At 47.8% G+C, this 23,185-nt stretch carries 22 protein-coding genes and 1 other annotated feature; of the genes, 1 reads left to right on the top strand and 21 read right to left on the bottom strand.

Annotated elements, in window-relative coordinates; all coding sequences use genetic code 11:
- Positions 1-7: 7 nt before the first annotated feature.
- Positions 8-934 (bottom strand): SufB/SufD family protein, encoded by a 927-nt coding sequence (locus CUS_RS17440; RefSeq protein WP_002853227.1) that lies wholly within the window; start codon positions 932-934, stop codon positions 8-10.
- A 13-nt stretch (positions 935-947) separates the two neighbouring features.
- Positions 948-1,679, bottom strand: a complete 732-nt coding sequence (locus CUS_RS17435; protein WP_002853253.1) for an ABC transporter ATP-binding protein — start codon at positions 1,677-1,679, stop codon at positions 948-950.
- A gap of 1,156 nt (positions 1,680-2,835) precedes the next feature.
- Here CUS_RS17435 and CUS_RS17430 point away from each other — a divergent pair.
- Complete coding sequence (locus tag CUS_RS17430; protein WP_002853416.1) at positions 2,836-4,512, top strand: putative bifunctional diguanylate cyclase/phosphodiesterase; 1,677 nt, start codon at positions 2,836-2,838, stop codon at positions 4,510-4,512.
- Between the two features lie 139 nt (positions 4,513-4,651).
- On the opposite strand, the gene CUS_RS17425 is transcribed toward CUS_RS17430, so the two are convergent.
- The 19 genes from CUS_RS17425 to CUS_RS17335 form a co-directional block, all read right to left on the bottom strand.
- Positions 4,652-5,446 (bottom strand): PfkB family carbohydrate kinase, encoded by a 795-nt coding sequence (locus tag CUS_RS17425; protein WP_227945229.1) that lies wholly within the window; start codon positions 5,444-5,446, stop codon positions 4,652-4,654.
- A 188-nt stretch (positions 5,447-5,634) separates the two neighbouring features.
- A complete protein-coding gene (locus CUS_RS17420; RefSeq protein ID WP_002853340.1) occupies positions 5,635-6,498 on the bottom strand; it encodes a peptidylprolyl isomerase in 864 nt (287 codons plus the stop codon).
- 13 nt (positions 6,499-6,511) lie between these two features.
- Positions 6,512-7,924: a cysteine--tRNA ligase gene (gene cysS, locus CUS_RS17415; RefSeq protein ID WP_002853443.1), complete on the bottom strand. Its 1,413-nt coding sequence runs from the start codon at positions 7,922-7,924 to the stop codon at positions 6,512-6,514.
- A 140-nt stretch (positions 7,925-8,064) separates the two neighbouring features.
- On the bottom strand, positions 8,065-8,742 hold the full coding sequence (locus CUS_RS17410; protein ID WP_002853282.1) for a hypothetical protein: 678 nt from the start codon (positions 8,740-8,742) through the stop codon (positions 8,065-8,067).
- Between the two features lie 3 nt (positions 8,743-8,745).
- The gene (gene epsC / locus CUS_RS17405; protein WP_037277960.1) at positions 8,746-9,393 is read right to left on the bottom strand and encodes a serine O-acetyltransferase EpsC; all 648 of its coding nucleotides are present in this window, start codon (positions 9,391-9,393) and stop codon (positions 8,746-8,748) included.
- Positions 9,394-9,480: 87 nt separating this feature from the next.
- Positions 9,481-9,704, bottom strand: a binding site (T-box leader).
- A gap of 5 nt (positions 9,705-9,709) precedes the next feature.
- Positions 9,710-10,303 carry a CDP-diacylglycerol--glycerol-3-phosphate 3-phosphatidyltransferase gene (gene pgsA / locus CUS_RS17400; protein ID WP_002853324.1) on the bottom strand — a complete coding sequence of 198 codons (594 nt, stop codon included), beginning with the start codon at positions 10,301-10,303 and terminating at the stop codon, positions 9,710-9,712.
- 12 nt (positions 10,304-10,315) lie between these two features.
- On the bottom strand, positions 10,316-11,647 hold the full coding sequence (rimO, locus tag CUS_RS17395) for a 30S ribosomal protein S12 methylthiotransferase RimO (protein WP_002853301.1): 1,332 nt from the start codon (positions 11,645-11,647) through the stop codon (positions 10,316-10,318).
- 92 nt (positions 11,648-11,739) lie between these two features.
- Positions 11,740-12,144: a hypothetical protein gene (locus tag CUS_RS17390; RefSeq protein ID WP_002853473.1), complete on the bottom strand. Its 405-nt coding sequence runs from the start codon at positions 12,142-12,144 to the stop codon at positions 11,740-11,742.
- 3 nt (positions 12,145-12,147) lie between these two features.
- Positions 12,148-12,783 (bottom strand): regulatory protein RecX, encoded by a 636-nt coding sequence (locus CUS_RS17385; RefSeq protein ID WP_002853456.1) that lies wholly within the window; start codon positions 12,781-12,783, stop codon positions 12,148-12,150.
- Positions 12,784-12,786: 3 nt separating this feature from the next.
- Positions 12,787-13,986: a recombinase RecA gene (gene recA / locus CUS_RS17380; RefSeq protein ID WP_002853276.1), complete on the bottom strand. Its 1,200-nt coding sequence runs from the start codon at positions 13,984-13,986 to the stop codon at positions 12,787-12,789.
- Between the two features lie 143 nt (positions 13,987-14,129).
- Positions 14,130-14,507 carry a hypothetical protein gene (locus CUS_RS17375; RefSeq protein WP_431767929.1) on the bottom strand — a complete coding sequence of 126 codons (378 nt, stop codon included), beginning with the start codon at positions 14,505-14,507 and terminating at the stop codon, positions 14,130-14,132.
- A gap of 19 nt (positions 14,508-14,526) precedes the next feature.
- On the bottom strand, positions 14,527-15,075 hold the full coding sequence (locus tag CUS_RS17370; RefSeq protein ID WP_002853382.1) for a histidine phosphatase family protein: 549 nt from the start codon (positions 15,073-15,075) through the stop codon (positions 14,527-14,529).
- Between the two features lie 4 nt (positions 15,076-15,079).
- Positions 15,080-15,958: a peptide chain release factor N(5)-glutamine methyltransferase gene (gene prmC / locus CUS_RS17365; RefSeq protein WP_002853433.1), complete on the bottom strand. Its 879-nt coding sequence runs from the start codon at positions 15,956-15,958 to the stop codon at positions 15,080-15,082.
- A complete protein-coding gene (locus CUS_RS17360; protein WP_002853244.1) occupies positions 15,952-16,929 on the bottom strand; it encodes a DUF1385 domain-containing protein in 978 nt (325 codons plus the stop codon). Before CUS_RS17360 ends, prmC begins: the two co-directional genes overlap by 7 nt.
- Complete coding sequence (locus tag CUS_RS17355) at positions 16,919-18,445, bottom strand: HAMP domain-containing sensor histidine kinase (protein WP_002853318.1); 1,527 nt, start codon at positions 18,443-18,445, stop codon at positions 16,919-16,921. The genes CUS_RS17360 and CUS_RS17355 overlap by 11 nt, the downstream gene beginning before the upstream one ends.
- 14 nt (positions 18,446-18,459) lie before the next feature.
- Positions 18,460-19,164, bottom strand: a complete 705-nt coding sequence (locus CUS_RS17350) for a response regulator transcription factor (protein WP_002853197.1) — start codon at positions 19,162-19,164, stop codon at positions 18,460-18,462.
- A gap of 79 nt (positions 19,165-19,243) precedes the next feature.
- Positions 19,244-20,578 carry a hypothetical protein gene (locus CUS_RS17345; protein ID WP_227945352.1) on the bottom strand — a complete coding sequence of 445 codons (1,335 nt, stop codon included), beginning with the start codon at positions 20,576-20,578 and terminating at the stop codon, positions 19,244-19,246.
- A 737-nt stretch (positions 20,579-21,315) separates the two neighbouring features.
- Positions 21,316-22,215 (bottom strand): radical SAM protein, encoded by a 900-nt coding sequence (locus CUS_RS17340; RefSeq protein ID WP_321576464.1) that lies wholly within the window; start codon positions 22,213-22,215, stop codon positions 21,316-21,318.
- A 2-nt stretch (positions 22,216-22,217) separates the two neighbouring features.
- Complete coding sequence (locus tag CUS_RS17335; RefSeq protein WP_002853390.1) at positions 22,218-23,183, bottom strand: hypothetical protein; 966 nt, start codon at positions 23,181-23,183, stop codon at positions 22,218-22,220.
- Positions 23,184-23,185 lie beyond the last annotated feature (2 nt).

Raw genomic sequence — 23,185 nt, 5'->3', positions numbered from 1 at the left:
TTTTTGCTTATTTAAGGAAACCGTTGATTATCTGCTCTTCCGCCTCAGCTTCGGTCAGACCGAGAGTCATCAGCTTGATAAGCTGTTCGCCTGCTATCTTGCCGATAGCCGCTTCGTGTACAAGTGCCGCATCAACGCTGTTGGCTTCCAGCGATGGCACTGCCAGTATCCTGCCGCTGTCCATGATGATAGAGTCACATTCGGTGTGACCGCTGCATGCCGCGTTGCCGTTAACGCAAAGGTCGAGTTTCTGGTAGGAATTATCCCTTGCCACCGAGCGGGAAACTACATCGGCGCTTGAACCGTCACCATTCAGCGAAACGCTGTAGGTGCTGAACGCCTGCTGTTCGCCGTGTGTCATCAGTCTTTCACGGACATTCAGCTTTGCACCTGCCTTAAGTTCGGCTATAGTCTTTCTGTCGGTGTTGTCAACGCCCTTTATCTGCACCATTTCCATGTCAACGACGCTGTTCTCTTCCTGATATACCTCAGTAACAGGGTTCAGTACCCTCTTGCCTGTGCCATTACCCGAACCGTAGTGCTTTTCAACATATCTCACCTTTGAATTCTTACCTACGAAGAACCTGTGGATACCGTCATGTTCAGAATCCTGAGTGCCGCAGTTGTCGATGCCGCAGCCTGCAACTATCAGCACATCGCAGTTCTCACCGACATAGAAATCATTGTATACAGTTTCTTTCAGACCGCTCTCACTCAGCACAACGGGAATGTGTACACTCTCATTTTTAGTGCCGTCTTTTATCTTTATGTCGATACCGCTCTTGTCGGTCTTACCGATTATCTCGATATTGGCAGTGGAATTCCTGCCCACCGACTCACCGTTGGCGCGGAGATTGTATGCGCCTTCGGGAATATCGTGAAGTTCTGCAACTTCCTGTAAAAGCTGTTTCTGTACAGCATCCATCTTCAACATCTCCATCGCCTCCTTAATCTTCTATCTTCGGACAAATAGTCTGTGCATAGTTACTGCTCATTATCTCGGGCAGTATATCTTCGGCAGGACCCTGTTTTATCAGCTGACCGTCCGACAGTACTATTATCTCGTCTGCTATTTTAAGCAGTCTTTCCTGATGGGAGATGACTACCACTGTCCTGCTCTGCTCAGCCTTGCGCATGTTCTCAAAAATGCGTATCAGGTTATTGAAGCTCCACAGGTCGATGCCTGCTTCGGGTTCATCGAAAACAGCCAGCTTGACATTTCTTGCCATGACGGTAGCTATCTCTATCCTCTTCAGCTCACCGCCCGACAGCGAAGCGTTGACCTCGCGCCTGATGTAATCTTTGGCGCACAGACCAACTTCCGAAAGATAGGTGCATGCGTCTGAAACTGACAGATTTTTGCCTGCCGCTATCCTCAGCAAGTCAAGCACTGTCAGCCCCTTGAACCTTACGGGCTGCTGAAAAGCAAAGCCAATGCCTGATCTCGCCCTTTCTGTTATGCTCATATCGGTTATATCGGTGCCGTTGAATATCAGCCTGCCGTCAGTGGGCTTGATTATGCCCGCGATTATCTTTGCGAGGGTGGATTTGCCGCCGCCGTTCGGTCCTGTTATAACTATGAATTTATCATCGGGTATCATCAGACTTATACCGCGAATTATGTCGGAAGTCTTTCCGCTGTCGTCAGCGCTGAAAGTGATGTTTTTAAGCTCCAGCATTTTAAAAATGTCCTTTCGTCTTTAATATATACTATTTTAGCATACTTTAAGCGTGATGTATGTTGCATTTGCAACAGTAAAAAGTTTCTGCAAACTTACTTTGCTATTATACCACATTTTCTGACTTATTACAATAGTTTTTTTCTTAACAAGCGTACATTATATCTAAATAAATTTTATAGCTGTCCAACTGCCGCGCCATACTATAGCAATCCGCCTTAAAATTCAGACAAAATCCAGTCACAAAACCCATAGATCCCAGCTTTTGCGACCGGATCTTGTGAATTTAAATAGTTGGATCGCTATAATTCTTAGTGGTCTATTAAAATAATTACCTTATTCAAAAAGCCACCGCCATATCATGTGCATATGCAATAAAATTGCGCACAACAGTCTGTGCAAACAACTGTTTTTTGTTTTGATCAAGGCATATTTCATTAAAAGTTGTACAAAAACGTACAACTTTTGACCGTTTTTAACTGATAGTAGGAGAGCATGCACGCTGTTCGCCGCCTTTATCGGAACTACGGTACGACCATCAGCGGGAATACTCCTGTGCTCCCCACAGCATCTTGAAAACGCACCCGACATAACAACCGAAGAACGTTCGCACCCCACCGCCTCTGCCCACGCCAAAGCGCATAAGAGGTGCAGACGCCGAAACGCGGTGTAATGACGAAGTTTAAAAGCGCAAGACCCTGTACGGGCACTTCCCGTTCGTTCGTAATTTGCTGTGAAAGGTGCTTCATATTAATGATCGGCTCTCCCTTAAACGCAGTGTTTATAAAGATGGCCGAGCGTTTGTATTTTCCCCTACATGTGTCGAAAAAATTACCCGCCAACCACTTTATGCCCTGTCAGTATGCTGTTTGGTTCGGTATGCCATCGGATAACAATATAAAAATATGACTATCCCTTTAGTACACCAACTAAAAATGCGGTAAACAAAAGGATAATTGAGCACCATACGCCAAGAACCTTATATCCGCTGTTTTTGTGGTGTGTCTGCGGGATAACAATATAAAAAGGTGTAAATTTGTGAATGAAATTTATAATGCTCTTGAAAAATCTGATTGATTATGCTATAATGTGTTTAAATGGTAATGTATTATACGCATTATGTTCATTTAAAGCGATGCAGAGAGGAGGTGGCGTTATGACAGAAGACATTGTTGTTGCTTTCAGGCATTTTCTTCAAAAGCTGAATGATTCAGAAGATGCTCTCGACCCGAATGTTATCAGAGAAGCTGTCGGTGACATATGCAGGATATCCGATGTGGCAAAGCTGGAGATCACATTTTATGAGAACATTGAACTTGAGGGTTCTGATAACAGAGTAAAACTGGTGCTGTATGAAAACGGCGTGCATGATGATAATGTCATCGTTGACAGAAGGGTCACGGACGGCGGCGGCGTTGTGATATATGAATTTTTCCACCTGAACGGCGGTGCTGAGTGGTGTGACAGGATTAGGAACAGGCTCGCGCTGATGATATCGATACTGTTTGTGTTCAACAGCCGCCAGATGCTAAAGCAAGTCGCGAACCGTTTCGCATATATAGACGAATCGGGCTACCACAATCTGCGATATTTCTGTACTCAGGTCGAAAGTCTTGGCGGAAAGAACGATCTTCAGGGAAAGGCTGTGGCACACTTCAACCTGCGGCATTTTCAGGCGGTCAACAATCAGATAGGCAGAAAGAACGGCGACACTGTTATGCGCCGCTTCATTGACGATCTTGAAGCGCTGACGGGCTGTGAAATACCTGTCTGCCGAATCGGCGGTGATAATTTTATAACCATATTTGATGCCGACAAGGTAGATGCTGTGTTCGGTCATCTTAGCGGTGCTGTTGTCAGGTTCGGTGAAGATTACGGCGAAAGCATAATGCTCAGCGCCACTGCGGGCATCTATATAGTGGAAGCTGACTACAGATATGCGGGCATCTCCGACCTGCTTGACAAGGTAATGCCAACATCATACATTGCAAAAAGCGCGGGGCGGGAAGATATAATCTTCTACAGCGAGGAACTTGTCAACACAAAAAAACACAACGCCACCATACAGCACATATTCCCCGAAGCGCTGAAAAAAGAGGAATTTCTCGTTTACTATCAGCCGAAAGTCGATGTCAGAGATGGCAGAATGACAGGTGCAGAGGCGCTGTGCAGATGGAAGCATGACGGCAGGCTGATACCGCCTGACGAGTTTATACCAATACTGGAACAGAATACGGATATATGCAAGCTGGATTTCTACATGATAGACCATGTCTGTCGCGATATACGGCAGTGGCTCGATGAGGGCAGACAGCTGCCGCGCATCTCTGTCAACTTTTCGCGCAAGCACATACTCGATGTTGACCTGTTGAAACACCTGATGGAAATAATCGACAGGCATAATATTCCACACCATCTTATCGAGGCAGAACTGACAGAAACTACTACCGATGTGGAGTTCAAAGACCTTAAACGTGTGGTCAATGGGTTGCAGGAACGGGGAATATCAGCTTCGGTCGATGATTTCGGCAGCGGGTATTCATCGCTGAACCTTATAAAGGAAGTCCCCTGGAACGTCATCAAAATAGACAAGAGCATCGTGCCTATAGATGATGACGATGAGTCCAGCCCGCGAACAGTCATGTTCAAATACGTTGTCGCTATGGCGCGGGAGATGGGGCTTGAATGTATCGCTGAGGGTGTTGAAACCAAAACTCAGGTCGAAATACTGAAACGCTACGGCTGTGACATTGCTCAGGGATATCACTATGACAGACCACTGCCTAAAGACGAGTTTGAAAAACGGCTTGACGGCATCGGAATACGTAAATAAACACAAAGACCTCTGCGTTAAGACGGGTACGCATATAGAAGTTTTGCCCCGAAGCACTTCAAAGTGCTTCGGGGCATTGTATTTTATACAACTGCTAAGACAAATCATAATTTGATGTTGCAAGATTAACATATACCCGTTAAAAGCCGCCAATATGACTTAATGTTTTAGAAGCGACTCTTGAACCTTCATTCATTGCATTTATAATATCACAATCTCTCAAATATGAACAAAGAAAGCCAGCATGATAACTGTCACCGCACCCAGTTGTATCAATTACATTATTGACAGGCACAGCATCCACTCTATATTCTTTTCCCATATAATAAGTAACGCTGCCATTTTCTGCAAGTGTAATGTTAAATATGTTGTCATACCGTTCAGACCATTTTTGAAATTGTAAAAGAATACTCTTCTCACCACTGATAAAAAAGAAGTCAATGTACGGTACAATAGTTTCTATTTTCTTAAAATCTCTTAGCACGTTGAAGTCAACGGCAAGCTGAAAACGACAACTCTTTCTAAGTTCTAATACATCATCAAAATTAGGAGAATCAAAGGTTATAAAGATAACATCAGCACTTGCAATTCTGTTCTTGTCAGAATCGCTAAGAAGATATGTGTCATGAATACCACCGTTCCATGAATCATCTTTGAAATATCTATCACCTTTCTCAGTAAGATAAATCCGATGGTTTGCAGTAGCAGAGCCTGAAATAATGTGGATAAACTCTTTGTTGATAGGTTTATTTTCAATAGATCTCAATATTGCCTTACCATAATCATCGTCACCAATTGCACCAAGAAGATCAACTGAAATATGATTGTATTTTGATGCAATTGCAGCAAAGTTCAATGCTTCACCACCGGGTCGGATTTCTCCGGTATCATCAAAAACATCTACGCACATACAAGTCATAGCAATAATATTCACATTTATCCGACCTTTCTGTTTTGGAAAAGTAAATTCCGATTTATGTTAGTTACCATTATAGCACGTCATCTATGCACTGTCAATAGAAACGCCATAGTACTTCTGACTTTGCATCAGAAATACCATGGCTTAAAACTTCTATATCAGCGCCGCCCTTATGCACGCAGAGGTCTGTTTATTGCTGTATTTTATTCGCCGTCGGTGACAGTTCGGTCAGCCGATGAAAGGGTATCGGTCGAGATGTCGAAAAAGCTGTCATTTTTATGCTCACCATATGTTGACATATATGCCCGTTCTATGGTGATGGTCTGCTTTGGCCGCATGCTCTCGCTGTCGGTCACTTCCTTGCCGCAAATGGCATCATACGCCTCAAAGCCGTCATATACCTGCCCGAATATGGTATACTGCTGTGAGAAATTTGGTATGCCGCCCTTTTTCTTGAAAGCCTCCACAAGGTCGTTATTGCCGCCCGCCGAGTCAAGTTCTTTGATGAAATCTTCAGTAAATTCCACAGAGTCAACAAACAGTATTCGGCTGCCCGACATTATCTTCCTGTCAAATATCGAACCGCCCTTGTCACCGTAGGAGATGAGCGTGCCTTTGAATGGCCATAAATTCTTGTGTATCTCAGGTTCAAGCTGTTTCTTGTCAGTTGAGTCGGTGTCAGTGCCATCTGATGCTTTTGAGCCGCCCATGAAATACACACCATCCTGCACTGCAAAAACGTAGGTGCCGTCATAGTAGCCATCATTCACAAGACCCTCAAAATACTTGCAGAATTCCGGGGCTTCATCGGGATACAGCACTGCTGTGAAGCTGCCCTCGCTTGTTTCAAATACCACAACAGGCGCATCATCTTTCGGCAGCTGATACTGTATCAGCTCAACATCATCGGGGTCAAGCCCACCGCCGTCCTTTGCACGCTGGCAAGCCTGAAACAGCGTGAACACCAGCACAAAGCACATAGCTATCAGTGAGAACCTGAAATAGGTCTTAAAACGCTCACTGTGCTTGACCTGATAGTAATTTTTCTTTTCCGTTTTCTTTTCCATCGTACCACCCCGATCAGAGCTTGGTTATCTCAGTGCCCTGACGAGTTTCCTTTACAGCGTAGCCCAGTGCTGCTATCTTATCGCGTATCTCGTCAGCCTTCGCGAAATCCTTAGCCTTTCTTGCCGCCTGTCTTTCCTCGACCAGCGCCATTACCTCAGCGGGGATATCGCCGCCCGACTTCTCTTCGTTCTGCTTTTCAGCCGCCTTGATAAGACCGACAGACAGCACCTTGTCGAAGTCCTCTATCAGCGCCAGCTTGGTAGCAGGTGTGGTATCAGCTTTGAGGACATCATACAGTGCGGTTATGCCGTTGGAAGTGTTTATATCATCGTCCATAGCGGCGGTGAACTTTGCTTTGAGCGCATCAAAGTCAGCAGAAATGACTTCGCCCTTGTCACCCGACATAAGTGAAGCGATACGCGCTGTCAGCTTTTCGTAAGCAGTCTTGGCATTATCCAGGTTTTCCCATGAGAATACCAGTGACTTCCTGTAGTGGGACTGCAAGCAGAAGAACCTGTAGACCAGCGGGTCATAACCCTTTTCTTCCAGCAGTGAAACAGTCAGGAACTCGCCTTTTGACTTGGACATCTTGCCTGTGTCGGTATTGAGGTGGTGTACGTGGAACCAGTAGTTGCACCACTTGTGACCTATATAAGCCTCAGACTGTGCTATCTCGTTGGTGTGGTGCGGGAAAATATTGTCAACGCCGCCGCAGTGGATATCCAGATATTCGCCCAGATTTTTCATGGAGATGCAGCTGCACTCGATATGCCAGCCGGGATAGCCCACACCCCAGGGAGATTCCCACTTAAGTTCCTGGTCATCAAACTTGGACTTTGTGAACCACAGCACGAAATCCGCCTTATTGCGCTTGTTGGTATCTTCCTCAACGCCCTCGCGCACGCCTACTTCGAGGTCTTCAGCGCTGAAATTGTGGAACACATAGTATTCGTCCAGCTTGGAAGTATCAAAGTAGATATTTCCGCCTGCCTCGTAAGCATAGCCTTTCTCTATAAGTGAAGAGATGACCTTGATGAACTCATCGATGTAGGTAGTGGCAGGTGCGACCACATCCGGGGTCTTGATATTCAGCTTAGCGCAGTCGGTGAAGAAAGCATCGGTATAGAACTTTGCTATCTCCATGACAGTCTTATGCTCGCGCTTTGCGCCTTTGAGCATTTTGTCATCTCCTGTATCGCCGTCAGATGTCAGGTGTCCCACATCGGTGATGTTCATGACGCGCTTGACATCAAGACCCTGCCAGCGCATGTACTTCTCCAGAACGTCCTCCATTATATAGCTTCTCAGGTTGCCGATGTGCGCGAAGTGGTACACGGTAGGTCCGCAGGTATACATTGCCACCTTGCCTGCTGTGTTCGGCACAAATTCTTCTACCTTGTGCGAAAGTGTGTTGTAAATTCTCATTTTTAAGTCCTCCAATTTATATTATCGTTTATGGCTGTCCCGCTGACACACCACAATAAACAGCCTTACGTGAAGCACTGTCAATTATAATACCTGCGTATGAAGTGATGTGCTAAAGGGGGTCACTCATATTATCATTTTCAAAGTTCGGAATCGATATAATCACTGTCTGCGGTCAAGGGCTTGGTAAACTTAGGCTCGCTCACCCCGGTGACCTCGAACCAGTTTGCATCAAATGAGGTAAAAAGACTGTAGACATATTTCTCTGCGCGCTGTTCGCTCTTGAAAAAGCACAGCATCAGCCTGACATGACTGACATCTTCCAGCGCCACCAGCGAAGTGCCATCTGACAGATTTATGATATACACAGACTGCGGCGATAATTTACTCGCTCTGTCAAATACTTCATACTCAGGTTCGCCCTGATGCGTTTCCATTTTTCTATCCAGAAGTTCGTAATAAAGGGATATCTGGTCATAATTCAGCGACATGCGGCGCATGGAAGACACCTCTAATCGCCTGAACTCGCTGTAGAACTTACAGAACATGCGGTAGCCCTCTTTATCGCCATAGTATGACATCATCTGATAATACCACTCGCGCTCACCGCAGTCAACGGGTATCTGACATCTCACATACAGCCCGAAAAATTTCCAGGGAAGCGGAAAAAGGCTGAACTGCGGCTCGCTGTCGATCATCTTGTGTTCCAGTCTGCAATAGGAATAACCATTAAGGAAAAACCTCAGTGCTGTAAGGCTCTCGCCTGTAAATATATAGGGTTTTGAAAGCATGAGGTCTATAAGGTCATAATGTTCCATACATCAGCCCTCCTTTTCAAGGCGTTTTTCCAGTGCTTCCACACGTTTTCTGAGCCTTTCCAGTTCCATTCGGCCTTTGCAGAGTTCCTGCGAAACAGGATCGGGTATGTGTATCTGGTCGAGGTCGAGGGTGCGCTTGCCATTCTGCTTAACGACCCTTGCAGGCACGCCCACAGCGGTACAGTTCGGCGGAACAGTTTCAAGCACGACCGCATTTGCGGCAATTTTGGAGTTATCGCCCACCTTGAAAGGTCCCAGCACCTTAGCGCCGCACCCGACCATCACATTATTGCCCAGTGTGGGGTGGCGCTTGCCCTGATCCTTGCCTGTGCCGCCCAGCGTACACCCCTGATAGAGCAGGCAGTTATCGCCTATCTCGGCGGTTTCACCTATTACCACACCTGCGCCGTGATCTATCAGCAGACCCTTGCCGATCTTGGCACCGGGATGTATCTCGATGCCCGTCAGGAAGCGGGCGGTCTGCGAGATGACTCTGGCGATGAATTTCAGATCCCTTATATAGAACCAGTGAGCCACCCTGTACATAGCCACCGCATGCAGACCTGCATAAGTCAGTATCTCCAGCGTGCTTGCAGCGGCAGGATCTCTGTCTTTTATCGACTGTATCTCTGCCTTATAATTTTTTATGATGCTTCCGATGATATTTCCCATAAGTGTTTCCTCCAAATGAGCAGAAAGCTGAAACAAAAAAGCCTCCGAACGCGCAAAACTTACGCATTCGGAGGCGAATGATCTCTCACACGCGGTCCCACTCCGCTTTGCTGTGCATTTCTTTACACAGCCTTGTTTCCCCTTAACGCGGGGTAACGGGGAGGAATACTCGTCATCTTTCCTCACTCCCTGCTGTCAGCCGCACTTCACCGCGCCCGAACGAAGCCTTGCACCGAACGGCTCCTCTCTGTAGTACGCAAACGCGGGTACTTTTGCTGATACGCATTTTTTTATTCTATTCGTTGGGGTCGATATACTTGCCGTAAGCCTTGAGATAGATGCCGCCTGATACCACTGTCAGCACGACAGCTATCCAAATAAGCGCTTCATTTATCAGGAATACCGGTGAATGCCAGTTCAGATCCGGCGCACCTTTGAGTTCGGGGTAAAGTATTTGCAGGAACATTATGACTATCATAGCCACCATAGTGAAAGCGGTCTTCGCCTTGCCCCAGATGCCTGCGGCTACCACAACGCCCTCGCCTGCGACCACCAGTCTGAGTCCTGTCACCATGAATTCTCTTGCAAGGATTATGACTACCGCTATAGGGTCTATCCACCGTTCAAATGTGAAGCTGATGAGCGCCACCATTACCAGCAGTTTATCCGCCAGCGGATCAAGGAACTTGCCGAAAGTCGTCACAAGATTCTGCGACCTTGCGATCTTACCGTCAAGCATATCAGTCAGCGATGCGGCTATGAAAACTATCAGCGCAAGTATGGTATGTGTACGCTCTCCCAGTTCAAAACACAGCAGGAAGAACATAAAGAACGGTATCAGCACCACTCTCAGCACTGTCAGTTTATTTGGCAGATTCATACTCTTCATTTTACCGACCTCCTATTCAACTACTGTACCCAGCAGGTCATAATCCATTGTATCGAAAAGTTCGACCTTTACATACTGACCCACCTGCACTTTTTTCTCAGAGGTGAAAAATATCTTGCCGTCTATCTCAGGGGCATCAGCCGTACCTCTGCCGAAATAGCATTCAGCATAGCGGTCAAAGCCCTCACAAACCACCTCGATGGTCTTGCCAAGCTGTGCCTGATTATATCTGTCAGCCACAAGCATCTGCTCACGCATGATTATATCAGCGCGGCGCTCTTTGGTCTGTTCATCGACCTGACCCTCCATCGAGAAAGCCTTAGTGCCCTCTTCGGGGGAATAAGCAAAACAACCCAGCCGCTCGAAGCCCACATTCTTCACAAACTCACAGAGTTCTTCAAACTGCGCCTCAGTTTCACCCGGAAAACCTGCTATCAGCGTAGTTCTCAGCACGATATCGGGGATACGCGCCCTCAGCTTCGATATCAGTTCAAGCAAGAACGCTTCGTTGCCAGGTCGGTTCATCGACCTTAGCACATCACCGTTGCAGTGCTGTATCGGCATATCGATATATTTCACCAGCTTTTCCTCGCTTGCCAGCACATCTATGAACTCTTCGCTGATACGTTCGGGATAGCTGTAAAGTGTTCTTATCCATTTGAAACCATCTATTTTGCAGAGTTCTCTCAGCAGTTCGGGCAGTTTTGACTTTCCGTAGATATCCTCGCCGTACCTTGTGGTATCCTGTGCGATGACCACCAGTTCGGTAACACCGTTTTCAGCCAGCCATCTTGCTTCTTCGAGTATATCCTCCATCTTCCTGCTGCGGAACTTTCCTCTGATAGCGGGGATAGCGCAGTAGGTACAGTTATTGGAACAGCCCTCAGCTATTTTAATATATGCGTAGAAGGGTTCGGTGGATATTATCCTTCCGCCCTCCATCGGCAGGTCGGTCTTGCTGCCGTAAGCACATATCTGCTCTTCACCGCGATAGATATCCCTGATTATCTCAGGCAGCTTTGAGTTTGAGCCAAGCCCCACCACTGCATCAAGCTCAGGTATCTCCTTTTTCATTTCATCGCGGTATCTCTCAGCCAGACAGCCTGTGGCTATCACGGCTTTTATCCTGCCCTCCTGCTTAAGGGTGCAGAATTCCAATATAGTGTCGATGGCTTCCTGCTTTGCGCTTTCGATAAAGCCGCAGGTGTTGACTACTACAACATCAGCCAGTGCCGCATCTGCGACTATCTGATAGCCCTCTTTTTTCAGGTCGAACAGCATATGCTCGGCGTCCACCTGATTTTTGGGACATCCGAGTGATACCATACCCACTCTTGTAGACATACGATAAGAACTCCAATCAAAAACAAACTTTTAATCAATACATTCCTATATTATAGCACCATTTTCCCGATTTGTAAAGACCTGCGAGAAATTTACAGCAATTTACCCTCAGCAGACACTTCCAGCGCGCCGTCTTCAAGCACTTCTACCATAACACCCTCGCCCAGTGCGCCGTTTTGGGTGACAACGGTAGCGCCCAGCACCACACCGTCCTCGTCCATATCTACAAATGCACTGTCTATCTTCATCTGTTCTTCCAGCTGTGCTATGGTCATCAGCGGGAACTTCTTCTTATCATAACAGCCGTCACGCTTGATGACTTCGGCAATTTTTGACTTATTGCGGTCAAGTTTGCCCAGCTTATCGGCTATCTCTGAGAGATTTTCGATTATCTCCTGCTGTTCTTCCATATAAAACAGCACAGTGACCTTCTGCCCCCACAGTTCATAGTCTATCTCGAAGGCTTCCTGCTCATCATTATACCTTATCTTATCCATACCCTATTCCTCCTCGCTGTACTCTTCCCCTATATCTCTCAGCACATCTTTTATCAGGTCATAGCTGTAGCCGTATCGCACCAGTGCATTCTTCACCTTGTTCACGCCTTTTTCGTCATCAAGGTATCTGAGGTACTTTCGTTCGACCAATTCGTAGAGTCTGTCGTACCATGTCGTATCTTCATCTTCATCATAAACTGCCAGCGCACGTTTGATGACCTCAGCCGTCAGACCCTTGCCGCGCATCTCCTGAAAAGCCCGCCTGCTTCCGAAGCATTTCACTTCAACGTAATGCCTCGCCAGACCCTCAGCGTAGCGGTTATCATTTATCGTACCCAGCTCCACCATTTTGTCCATTACCCGATAACAGGTATCCTCGCTGTAGTTTTTTTCCAGCTTATGGAACAGATCAACATAGGAATAGTCGCGGTAATCCAGCAGATAAAGCGCCCTTTCACGAGCTTTGCGGTACTCTTCTTCGGCTCTGATATCCTCCCACGCAGACAAAGGCAGACTTAAGCCTGCCTTTAAATTATATCTGCGGACGATCTCCTGATTCAAGAACTCGGCTTCCCTGTCCTCAAACTCGATCATCATGGTCATTCCCTTATATTTGGAAACGTTCGTTATTTTAAGCATTTATCACTCACCGAAGCTGTCGATGTCAACAGGTGCGAACTCCTCAAAATTTTCCTCAGACGGTGCTGTAGGCTCATCTTCATCGACATCGGCTGATGCGCCTGCGTTAGCCTTTTCCTCCAGCTTTGACTTCTTATCGCTCTTCTTATTGGCAGCTGCCAGCGCCTCAGCAGCCTGCTTCTTTACCTTTTCCTCTATCTCAGCCATGACATCGGGGTGATCCAGCAGGAACTGCTTTGAGTTGTCGCGTCCCTGACCCAGCTTGTAGTCTTCGTAGCTGAACCATGCGCCGCCCTTTTTGACGATGCCCAGATCTACCGCAGCATCGAGTATCTCGCCCACGCGGGAAACGCCCTTGCCGTACATGATATCGAACTCACACTCCTTGAAAGGAGGTGCTACCTTGTTCTTGACTACCTTGCAGCGTGTACGGTTACCGATAACTTCGCCGCCGTCCTTTATCTGCTCACCGCGTCTTACTTCAATTCTTACCGAAGCATAGAACTTGAGCGCACGACCGCCCGGAGTGGTTTCGGGGTTGCCGTACATAACGCCTATCTTCTCACGCACCTGATTTATGAATACGCAGGTCGTATTGGACTTTGACACAACGCTTGTCAGCTTTCTCATCGCCTGCGACATCAGTCTTGCCAGCTGACCTACGTGGGTGTCGCCCATCTCGCCGTCAATTTCAGCCTTTGTGACCATCGCAGCCACCGAGTCGATAACTATGCAGTCGATAGCGCCCGAACGAGCCAGCGCTTCGGCTATCTCCAGCGCCTGTTCGCCGCTGTCGGGCTGTGATACCAGCATACTGTCGATATCAACGCCGAGATTCTGCGCATACACAGGGTCAAGGGCATGCTCGACATCGATGAATGCGACCTCGCCGCCCATTTTCTGTGTTTCAGCGATTATGTGCAGCGCAACAGTGGTCTTACCCGAAGACTCAGGTCCGTATATCTCGATGATTCGTCCTCTCGGTACGCCGCCTATACCCAGCGCCATATCAAGTGTCATTGAACCTGTGGGGATAGCCTCAACGTCCATTGCCCTTGCATCGCCCAGCTTCATTATAGCACCCTTGCCGAACTGCTTCTCTATATACGCGATGGCAGTTTCAAGTGCCTTCTTCTTTTCGTCCGCGTCTGTTATGTTGTGTACCTGTGGTGATTTTTCCTTTTTCTTCTTATCAATAGCCATTTTCGATATTTCCTTTCAAACATATATTTTTTCGGAAATCTTTCTTTCCTGCTTATATTATAACACATTAACTGTCCGCTTGTACGGACTGCAAGTGATTTTTTCGATTTTTGCGTCTTTGCGTACCAAAAGTTGTACGTATTTCAATTATTGAGTATTTTTTTGTACTGCAAACGCCTTTTTCTGTGTTTCACAGCGCCGTTCGACTTGTGAAAATAGTTATCCTGCAAACTGCGCTTGCGGCAAAGCGCATGTGCCGCTGTCTGTCGGCTCTCAAAATACACACCGAGCGGCGATGCGGGTCTTTTGCCGCACATTGGACAATCGGGGTCACCGCAGACATCTTCTGCCCAGCCGCCGCATTTCAAACAACCCCTCGCATCGTATGTCGGGAAGTCATACAGCTTTTCACCGCATACCTCACAGACATACCCTGTTTCAAATTCAAAGCCTTCGTTTATCAGCCGCCTGAGTCTTGCGCGGCGTTTAAGGTACTTCTTTCGGTTCTTCAAAAGTTTCACCCGCCGACTTACGGCGATGTCATTTCAGTTTCATCAGCTTGCAGTTCTCAATGCCCGCACTCCAGAAATCTTTACGTTCAAGACCTCTCACCTGACATACTATCGATGAATTCATCGCGCCATGCCCGACTATCAGCACATCTTTGCCCTGTTCCACCAGTGGGTACGCGACTTCTTTGAGAAAACTGCCTGTTCTTGCGAAAAGTTCGTCAAGCGTTTCGGCACTGCCTGCGCCCCTGTAATTTTCGGGTTCGTGGAAAAGCGTATTTATCGGGCTGTCGTTTGCAGAGAAACTGTATTCAGCGCCCTCGTATTCACCGAAGCACATTTCCGCCAGCCTGTCATCGGTCATAATGGGTACCGACCTGCCTTCAAGCAGTATCTCGGCAGTTTCACGCGCCCTTACAAGCGGCGAACAGTAGCAGACATCGAAATGCACATCGCGGTACTCTTCTGCCGCTTCACGCGCCATCTGCCGTCCCTCTTCGTTCAGGGGTATATCAGTTCTGCCCTGCAATTTATGCAATAAATTCCAGTCAGTCTTACCGTGTCTGATTATATAAAGCATTCAGCTACTCTGTCCTTTCGGTGAGGTGTTCATTTTTTGTACCCATAACACAGCGCATTATCCCGCATGGATCGGGTCTGCACCGCACATTTTCAAAGCCATGCTGTACCATTATCTGCATAACGTCGTCTTCCTGACCTGCGCCTATCTCGTAAATAAGAGTGCCGCCCTGTTTCAGGCGGTCTTTCCAGATGCGGGTGACAGCCCTGTAAAAGTCAAGACCGTCCTCACCGCCGTAAAGGGCTTCTTTAGGTTCATGAGTGACTTCCGTTTGCAGAGCCGCCATATCATCAGCCGTCAGGTAAGGCGGGTTGCAGACTATCAGGTCAGCCGCAGGTATCTTATTCGCGGTATCACTATCCAGCACATCGCCCATGACAAGTTTCACCGCCGAATGGTTCAGCGCCAGATTATCTTTGAGATAACCTGCCGCCGCTTCACTTTTTTCAACCGCCCAGACCTCGCGGCATTTAAGGTGTTTTTCCAGCGCCAGCGCTATACACCCACTGCCCGAACAGAGGTCTGCAACAACTATATTATCCGTTTTTTTGTACTTAGCCACCGCAAGGTCTGCCAGTGTTTCGGTATCCTGTCGGGGGATAAGCACACCTTTACCGACTTTCAGTGTCAGTCCGTAGAACTCCCACTCACCCAGAAGATACTGCAGCGGTTCACCATTCACACGTTTTTGGCAAAGCCCCTCAAACTCAGCTTTCACCGAAGTTTCAGCTTCGCCCGCCAGCAGACTTTCAAATGCACCGCCCCGACAGTCAGCGCCCAGCGCCTTGCCCATCAGTTCGCAGGCATCGAAAAGCGCATTGTCGTTGCCCGCCTTTTCGAGAACAGCCGTCTGCTTTTTCAGCAGTTCTCTGTAAGTCACCATCTGTCTTCCTCTTTGTTTTCGGGGATAACGGCTTTCAGCGCCGCGATAGCGCACTCGATCTCGTCAGTTTCGGGTTCGCGGGTGGTTATGCGCTGTATCCACAGTCCAGGCGCGGAGAATATCCTTGTGCAGGCGTTATTATATTTGCCTGCCAGTCTTATGAGTTCATAAGCGATGCCCGTTACCACAGGCAGGAGCGCCAGCTTGCACAGCACTCTCAGCGGCAGGCTTGCCCATGATATTCGGAAGATGGTATTGACAAATATACTTGTGAACAGCACCAGAAAAATGAAGCTGGTGCCGCATCTCGGGTGGAAGCGCACGAACTTCTTGACATTTTCGGGTGTCAGTTCTGTTTCGGCTTCGTAGCAGGCTATGGTCTTATGCTCGGCACCATGATATTCATACAGGCGCTTCATATCGGGCATAAGTGAAGTCAGCGCTGTATAGCCCACGAATATTGCTATTTTCAGCAGACCTTCGATCACGTTCTTGAGCACCGCGTTGAACTCTGTGCCCGCTATATGCTCGACCAGCTTGATGACAGCCGACGGCACCCACATGAACAGGAAAAGCGCTATCACAACGCCTATCACCATAGAGATGCCTGAAACTACGGGCATCAGCTTATCGCCCAGCTTTTCTTCCAGCCACTTCTCGAACTTTGTAGGCTCTTCATCAGCTTCGCCGTCATCGGTCATCTGCTTGTCTACCGAGCGGGAGATGCACTTGTAGCCGTCCAGCATCGAGGTCACAAAATTGAAGATACCTCGCACGAAAGGCGTTTTCCTGTACCACGCCTGATTCTTGCCGCCTTTTATCTCCCATATATCGATATCTATCTCGCCGTTAGGCAGGCGGTTCGCCATAGACATCTTATCTATTCCGCGCATCATAACGCCCTCTATGACCGCCTGACCGCCTATCTTCGACTTGAATTTTTCCTTGCCCGCATTAGCATTATTGCTCATCGGTATTATTCCTTTCTACAGCCCCTTCGGGCTTGTCATCTGAGGATATCAGTTCCACATCGACTGTGTCGCTCTCCTCCGACTTGTGTTCCTGCTCAATGAACGGCAGGGTTATCATAACTGTCGTACCCACGCCCTGCTCGCTGTCTATTGTCAGCGTACCGCCGTGTCTTGCTATTATCTCATCTGCCACCGCCAGACCGATGCCTGAACCGCGCCGTGTGTGGTTCGCCTTGAAGAATTTCTGTTTGATGCGCGGCAGGTCTTCCTTTGATATGCCTATACCCGTATCAGACACGGAGATACAGATATCTCCCTCTTCCTCATAAGCCTCCACCGATACGGTGTCGCCCTTATCTGAATACTTTATGGCGTTATCCACCACATTGATGAACACCTGTCTGAGCCTGTTCTTATCGCCGTAAACGAAAGGGAGCATATCAGGCTCAAAGTAGTTGAGCGTTATGCCCAGCACCCTCGCCCTTTCCTGATAGATCAGCACCGTTTCGCCCAGTTCAGCCAGTATATCTATGGTATCCATCTGCAAAAGCAGTCTGTTATCCTGTATGCGCGAGAAGTCAAGCAATTCCTCGACCATTTGCGAAAGGCGTTCCGTTTCACTGTTTATGACGCGCATACCTTTCTTGAAAGTTTCCACATCGCCGTACATGGTAGCTACAGTTTCAGTCCAGCCCTTGATGGCTGTCAGCGGTGTTCTCAGTTCATGCGATACCGATGATATGAACTCGTTCTTCATCTGCTCGGTATTTGAAAGTTCTTCCGCCATGTTGTTTATCGAGTCGCACAGTTCACCCAGTTCATCCTCGCTCTTCTTCTCGATACGCTTTGAGAAATCGCCCTTAGCGTACTTATGGGTGATATCTGCGATACCTCTTATAGGTATGACTATCTGCCTGATAAAATACATGCCTGTAAAGAACATCAGCAGTATTATGCCTGTGACTATCGCCGTTATCACCACGATCAGCATGCCTATCTGCCGGTCAATGTTCTTCATGGAACTGAGCATTCTCAGTGCTTCGTAGTCGCACCCTTTCGGAGAGATGACAGCTGTAACAGCCACCACCTTTTCGCCTGTGGGCAGTCTGATTATCTGCGAGGCTGTGCCTGCCGCTGAGGACTTGGCTTCTTTATAATCGCTCATGCTGTCGCCGCCCTGCAAAGAGAAGCCCGATGATGTGACATCAACATTGCCGTCAGCGGTTATCGCCATAAGTTCTATCCTGTCCTTATCTTCATATGTTTCAACGATATTTCGTATCTCGGCGTTATAGTTGGTGGTATCATCTGAGGAATTCATCACCGATGTGGTGATTATATTCATCTTGGAAGTCACATACTGCTTGGCTGAACTGTAGTAGTAACTGCGCACAATGAATATCAGCACTATCTCCACCACCAGCAGTATCAGCGTGACTATGCCCATGCTGTTGACCAGCCAGTGCCTTGTTATGCTTTCGCCGCCGCGATATTTACGCTTTGTATCAACACTCAATTTATGCAGACCCCTTAACCGTTTCCGCCCGACCACTTATAGCCGAAGCCCCATATGGTCAGTATATACTTCGGGTTGGAGGGTTCGTCCTCTATCTTCATGCGGATACGCCTGATGTTAACATCGACTATCTTGTCATCGCCGTAATAGCTTTCGCCCCAGATGTGGTTTAGTATGCTGGAGCGGTCAAGCGCGGCGTTCTGGTTTTTGAAAAAGTATTCCATTATCTGGTACTCGACCTGTGTCAGGTCTATCTGTCTGCCGTTTTTCAGCACAGTGCGGCTCTTCAGATTAAGCACGAAAGGACCCGATGTTATGGTAGATGCTTCTTCGGGCTTTACTGCCGAGCGGTTGACTCGCCTGCAAACAGCATCAACTCTCGCGATCAGTTCGGATATGGAGAAAGGCTTGGTTATATAGTCATCAGCGCCGCTCATCAGGCAGGATATCTTATCCATCTCCTGACTCTTTGCCGACAGCATGATTATGCCCATGCCCGAATTTTTCTCCCTTATCTTCTTGCAGACCTGCATACCGTCGATACCGGGCATCATTATATCCAGCAGTGCCACATCGAAAGCACCCTCATTCTCTTCATAAGCCTTGAGTGCGTCCTCGCCGCAGTTCACATCGACCACTTCATAGCCGCTTCTCACCAGATTTATCACCACAAACTCGCGGATAGAATCTTCGTCTTCGCAAACAAGCACTTTTTTCATTGCAAACTCTCCTCTCGGTAAGTATTCAGTATATTTTTCCGTTATCGTATATCATAGTTACCTGACGCCGAACGGGGTGTCAGTCAACTATATAAAAATTGTTCTTTACCTCATCTATGGTCAGTATCAGCGGTTCGCGCGTATCTTCGGGAAGTTTGACATAATAATCAAGCTGACCTTTATTCGCTATCAGCCGATATCCGTCATCAACATACTCCTGACTGTCGCGCCTTGCCACCGCCGCGATACGCATTATCTCGGTATTCGAGGCATTTATATCCCCCTCATACTTATAGAACACCAGTTCGGAAGTATCAGCCTCACGCTTGACCGTCACAAGGTCGTTCCACCTGTTTGGGAAAGCGAAGAAATAGCCGTTGGATATCGAATAATATCCGCGATACTTCTCGGTCAGGTTAAAGAAATCTTCGTATATGTTCCATGTTGTCATATAGACCATCTCGTCTATGATGGCATTTTCGTACCCTGTCATCGGTCTGGTAGAGGGTATCTCAACTATGCCGTCACCGTCCACATCTGTACTGTAGTAACCTGTGGGGCGCGTACACAGCGGCAGGAGTTTCTGCGGACTCAGCTGCATGGGGTTTTGCAGGCTGGAATATCTGTAGTAGACTATCTCGGTCTGCAAACTGCCGTCCTGATTCAAGCCGTCTATAAAAATAGCTTCATGCTGTTTATTCAGCAGACCCGAACAGGTATTGACATAGTTCTGCACATTAGCGCACATCTCTATGCCCTCAGTTTTCACCAGTTCGCCGTCAGCCATATCGAGCAGAGATGCTTTTGCGGTGACAGCGCCCGTATCTGCGTTATTCTGGCGCTGTATAGTGACTATCTCACGGTAGCCGTCATAGTTTATATCCAGCGTATCCAGCACCGAATAGGTATCTGTACCGACCCGCTTGAAGTCACCCTCGTAGCAGCTGTATATCTCCAGTGAATTTTCGCCGCCCGTCACCGACTGATAGCCCACCAGCACGTTACAGCGGCTTTTCTCGCCCATCTGGGTGATTATGACCCTATCAACATCAGTGCCTGCACCTGCCAGTTCTTTCACCGAGTACCATTTGCCCTCTTCGTCCTTGTCCAGCAGGTTGACCCTTATGCCGTCGTCCGAGCCGCCGCCTGTGCTGTATTCATAGAATACCAGCGCTTCCTCGCCCACCTCGCCATCGAGGTCAGCGATCACAAAAGCTGAACGATTATCTCCGTTTCTGGGGTATTTCAGTGTGATACTGCCGCCTACCGCCGCAGTCAGAGCCTCGTGTATCTCGCCCTGTTCTTCGGTTAGTTTAGGTGCATTCAGCAGACCGTCAACAGTAAAGCTGAACCCTGTACAGCCGCTCATAGCCACGCTTGCAGCCATCACCGCCGCCGCAAGACTTATACGCATTCTGCGCAACAGATCACATCCCCTCAACGAACATTTCATACACAATTATTATAACACATTCACCGTCTGTTTGCAAGTGATTTCACTTATTTTTCGCACAGCGCTTCTGTTAATTCATAATTCACAATTCATAATTCATAATTATTGACATGGGCGAAAGTTTGCCGTTTTCCATGTGTGGAAAACTCTGTGTAGGGCAGGGGCGTATGCGACCGTGTCGGCATAACTCCCGCCATGTTACGCCACCATGACATGTTACAACGCCGAATTATCGGGATATCGCCATGATGGTTCGCCGTTCTATCTCGGTTCTGTGCGTGTCACACGGCGGGGGCAAGCCACCCGCCCTACAATTCGAGAGGTGTTTCCCGCAAGGGTGTGCATAGCCAGAGATGTTCCCCGTAAGCGGGTGCGAATAGCAAAAGGTGGGAGCAAGCTCCCACCCTACAAATTAATCATATTCTGCCAAAACACACGAAACTTTCGTTTATGTCAACAATTATACATTATGAATTATGAATTGTGAATTACAAAAGCTCCCACCCTACAAATTAATCATATTCTGCCAAAACGCACGAAACTGTCGTTTATGTCAACAATTATACATTATGAATTATGAATTGTGAATTACAAAAGCTCCCACCCTACAAATTAATCATATTTTGCCAAAACGAACGAAACTTTCGTTTATGTCAACAATTATACATTATGAATTATGAATTGTGAATTACAAAAGCTCAGTAGTATTTTTCATCAAAGAATTCGGGAACATACTTGTCCTCAGCCGCCGCCCGCTGTTGAAAATAGCCGTCAAAACCGCATTTTTCGACCATTTCGCAGATGGTGTTATACTCGAATGTGGAAGTGCGCCTTGACAGCGCTTTGATGTCAAGCGCCTTGTGCATCGGCACATACTGGCTCATAAGGCTTATAAGTATCTCATGCGGCGCGAAATTATCTGCCAGCCAGCCCACTATCTTTGCTGAGTCATGCCGACAGTTGGGAAGCACCAGATGTCTGACGATAACACCCTTTTTGAGCATACCATTTTCATCGAACTGCGGTGCGCCCACCAGTTCCCACATTTTAATGAGCGCCCTGCATGCCTGCTCGAAATAGTCTGCCGCGCCCGAATACTCAGCCGAAAGTTTACACGAATAATATTTCAGGTCGGGCAGGAAGATATCCACCCGACCGCGAAGCATTTCCAGCGTTTCTACGTTCTCGTAGCCGCCGCTGTTATAGACTATCGGTACAGTCAGCCTGTCGCCGGCTATATCCAGTGCGTTGATTATCTGCGGCACATACGGTGCTGCTGTCACCAGATTGATATTTTCAGCGCCCTTGCCTTGCAGCATAAGGAATGTTTCCGCAAGTTCTTCATCACTCAGTTCAAAGCCCTTGCAGCCTTCTGATATCTCATGGTTCTGGCAGAAACAGCACTGCAAATTACAGCCCGAAAAGAACACCGTTCCCGAACCGTTTTTGCCGCTGATGGGCGGCTCTTCCCAATAATGGAGGTCGGCGCGGGCTATCTTTGCTTTTGCACCCGCATGACAGAAGCCTGTTTTGCCTGCAAGCCTGTCAGCGCCGCATCTTCGCGGGCAAAGAGTGCAGCACTTAAGTATATCGTTCATGCTCATATCTCAAAATCGTAGTTTACAGACTCGCCCTTGAACTCAGCATCAATAGAGATCACCACACGGCTGCACTCAGAATCGCAAAGAAGTGTTGGTCTGATGGAAGACTGCGAACCTACTGTTATCAGCACCTTATCAGCCACAAATCCATCGTAACTGCTTATGATATTGTCATCAGCATCAAAAGCGGCACAGTGGACATTTTTTATATCGAGGTCATCTCTGCTGACAGGCGAATTATCTTCATACTTAAAGCGGAATTCGCACTGGTATGAGTACAGTTTCCTTGCAGAAGCATCACTGCTCTCCACCATTTCGCCGTTTTCGATAAGGAAGAGATTCTTCTTTGTAAATGTATTAAGGTCTTCCGAATCTGAGTCTATCTCATCTCTGACACTGCTGACAAAAAAGCAGCTCATTTCTCCCTGTTCGGTCTGAACGGTATTTTCGGTGTTCAGTTTGCCGCCGAAAAGTTTCTCGACTGCTTTCGGGTGGTCTACCATATAGAAAAAGCACGAAACTAAAATGACCATCAGTATGATAAACACCAGACAGCCTTTGCCGCAGCCGTTTGGTTTGCCCTGACCGTTAGCGGGCGGAGTATAGCCGCGTTCGCTCGGTCTTATATTCTGTGGATCGTAACCGTAACCAAATGGCTGCGCCCTGCCTGTGTTCATCTCCATACTGATGTCGCCGCCGTTGCGCTTTTCGTACTTTGAAGCCGCAGTGCGGTTCTCGGCGCGGCGCTCATCTTTCAGGAACTCCGCTCTGCCGTCACGGAACGTATCGTTGCGTGCATAAGTCTGTGAAGAAAAATATCTGTCATCATAGACCGCATGGCTGTGGTCGTCCTCACCGAAACTGCCGCAGGTTATGTCCTCCTCGCGGGCAGTCAGGCACTCGGGGCATATCTGCTCGCCCTTGTCCTTAAATCTGTAACCGCAGAATTTGCATCTATTGTTCATCT

This window comes from Hominimerdicola alba 8 (assembly GCF_000178155.2).
Classification (GTDB): domain Bacteria; phylum Bacillota; class Clostridia; order Oscillospirales; family Ruminococcaceae; genus Hominimerdicola; species Hominimerdicola alba_C.
Note: the sequence above shows the minus strand (reverse complement) of the source record. Positions and strands in the feature narration are given on the sequence as shown.

Bases quoted from the DNA above. Each gene is read 5' to 3' on its own strand.
- CUS_RS17340 (WP_321576464.1), bottom strand. From the start codon at position 22,215: ATGAACGATATACTTAAGTGCTGCACTCTTTGCCCGCGAAGATGCGGC.
- CUS_RS17390 (WP_002853473.1), bottom strand. From the start codon at position 12,144: ATGGATAAGATAAGGTATAATGATGAGCAGGAAGCCTTCGAGATAGAC.
- CUS_RS17385 (WP_002853456.1), bottom strand. From the start codon at position 12,783: ATGCTTAAAATAACGAACGTTTCCAAATATAAGGGAATGACCATGATG.
- CUS_RS17420 (WP_002853340.1), bottom strand. From the start codon at position 6,498: ATGGAAAAGAAAACGGAAAAGAAAAATTACTATCAGGTCAAGCACAGT.
- prmC (WP_002853433.1), bottom strand. From the start codon at position 15,958: ATGGTGACTTACAGAGAACTGCTGAAAAAGCAGACGGCTGTTCTCGAA.
- cysS (WP_002853443.1), bottom strand. From the start codon at position 7,924: ATGAGAATTTACAACACACTTTCGCACAAGGTAGAAGAATTTGTGCCG.
- CUS_RS17345 (WP_227945352.1), bottom strand. From the start codon at position 20,578: ATGCGTATAAGTCTTGCGGCGGCGGTGATGGCTGCAAGCGTGGCTATG.
- CUS_RS17440 (WP_002853227.1), bottom strand. From the start codon at position 934: ATGTTGAAGATGGATGCTGTACAGAAACAGCTTTTACAGGAAGTTGCA.
- CUS_RS17435 (WP_002853253.1), bottom strand. From the start codon at position 1,679: ATGCTGGAGCTTAAAAACATCACTTTCAGCGCTGACGACAGCGGAAAG.
- CUS_RS17360 (WP_002853244.1), bottom strand. From the start codon at position 16,929: ATGAGCAATAATGCTAATGCGGGCAAGGAAAAATTCAAGTCGAAGATA.
- CUS_RS17335 (WP_002853390.1), bottom strand. From the start codon at position 23,183: ATGAACAATAGATGCAAATTCTGCGGTTACAGATTTAAGGACAAGGGC.
- CUS_RS17410 (WP_002853282.1), bottom strand. From the start codon at position 8,742: ATGGAACATTATGACCTTATAGACCTCATGCTTTCAAAACCCTATATA.
- pgsA (WP_002853324.1), bottom strand. From the start codon at position 10,303: ATGAAGAGTATGAATCTGCCAAATAAACTGACAGTGCTGAGAGTGGTG.
- CUS_RS17350 (WP_002853197.1), bottom strand. From the start codon at position 19,164: ATGAAAAAAGTGCTTGTTTGCGAAGACGAAGATTCTATCCGCGAGTTT.
- rimO (WP_002853301.1), bottom strand. From the start codon at position 11,647: ATGTCTACAAGAGTGGGTATGGTATCACTCGGATGTCCCAAAAATCAG.
- recA (WP_002853276.1), bottom strand. From the start codon at position 13,986: ATGGCTATTGATAAGAAGAAAAAGGAAAAATCACCACAGGTACACAAC.
- CUS_RS17430 (WP_002853416.1), top strand. From the start codon at position 2,836: ATGACAGAAGACATTGTTGTTGCTTTCAGGCATTTTCTTCAAAAGCTG.
- CUS_RS17370 (WP_002853382.1), bottom strand. From the start codon at position 15,075: ATGCTTTATATAATCAGACACGGTAAGACTGACTGGAATTTATTGCAT.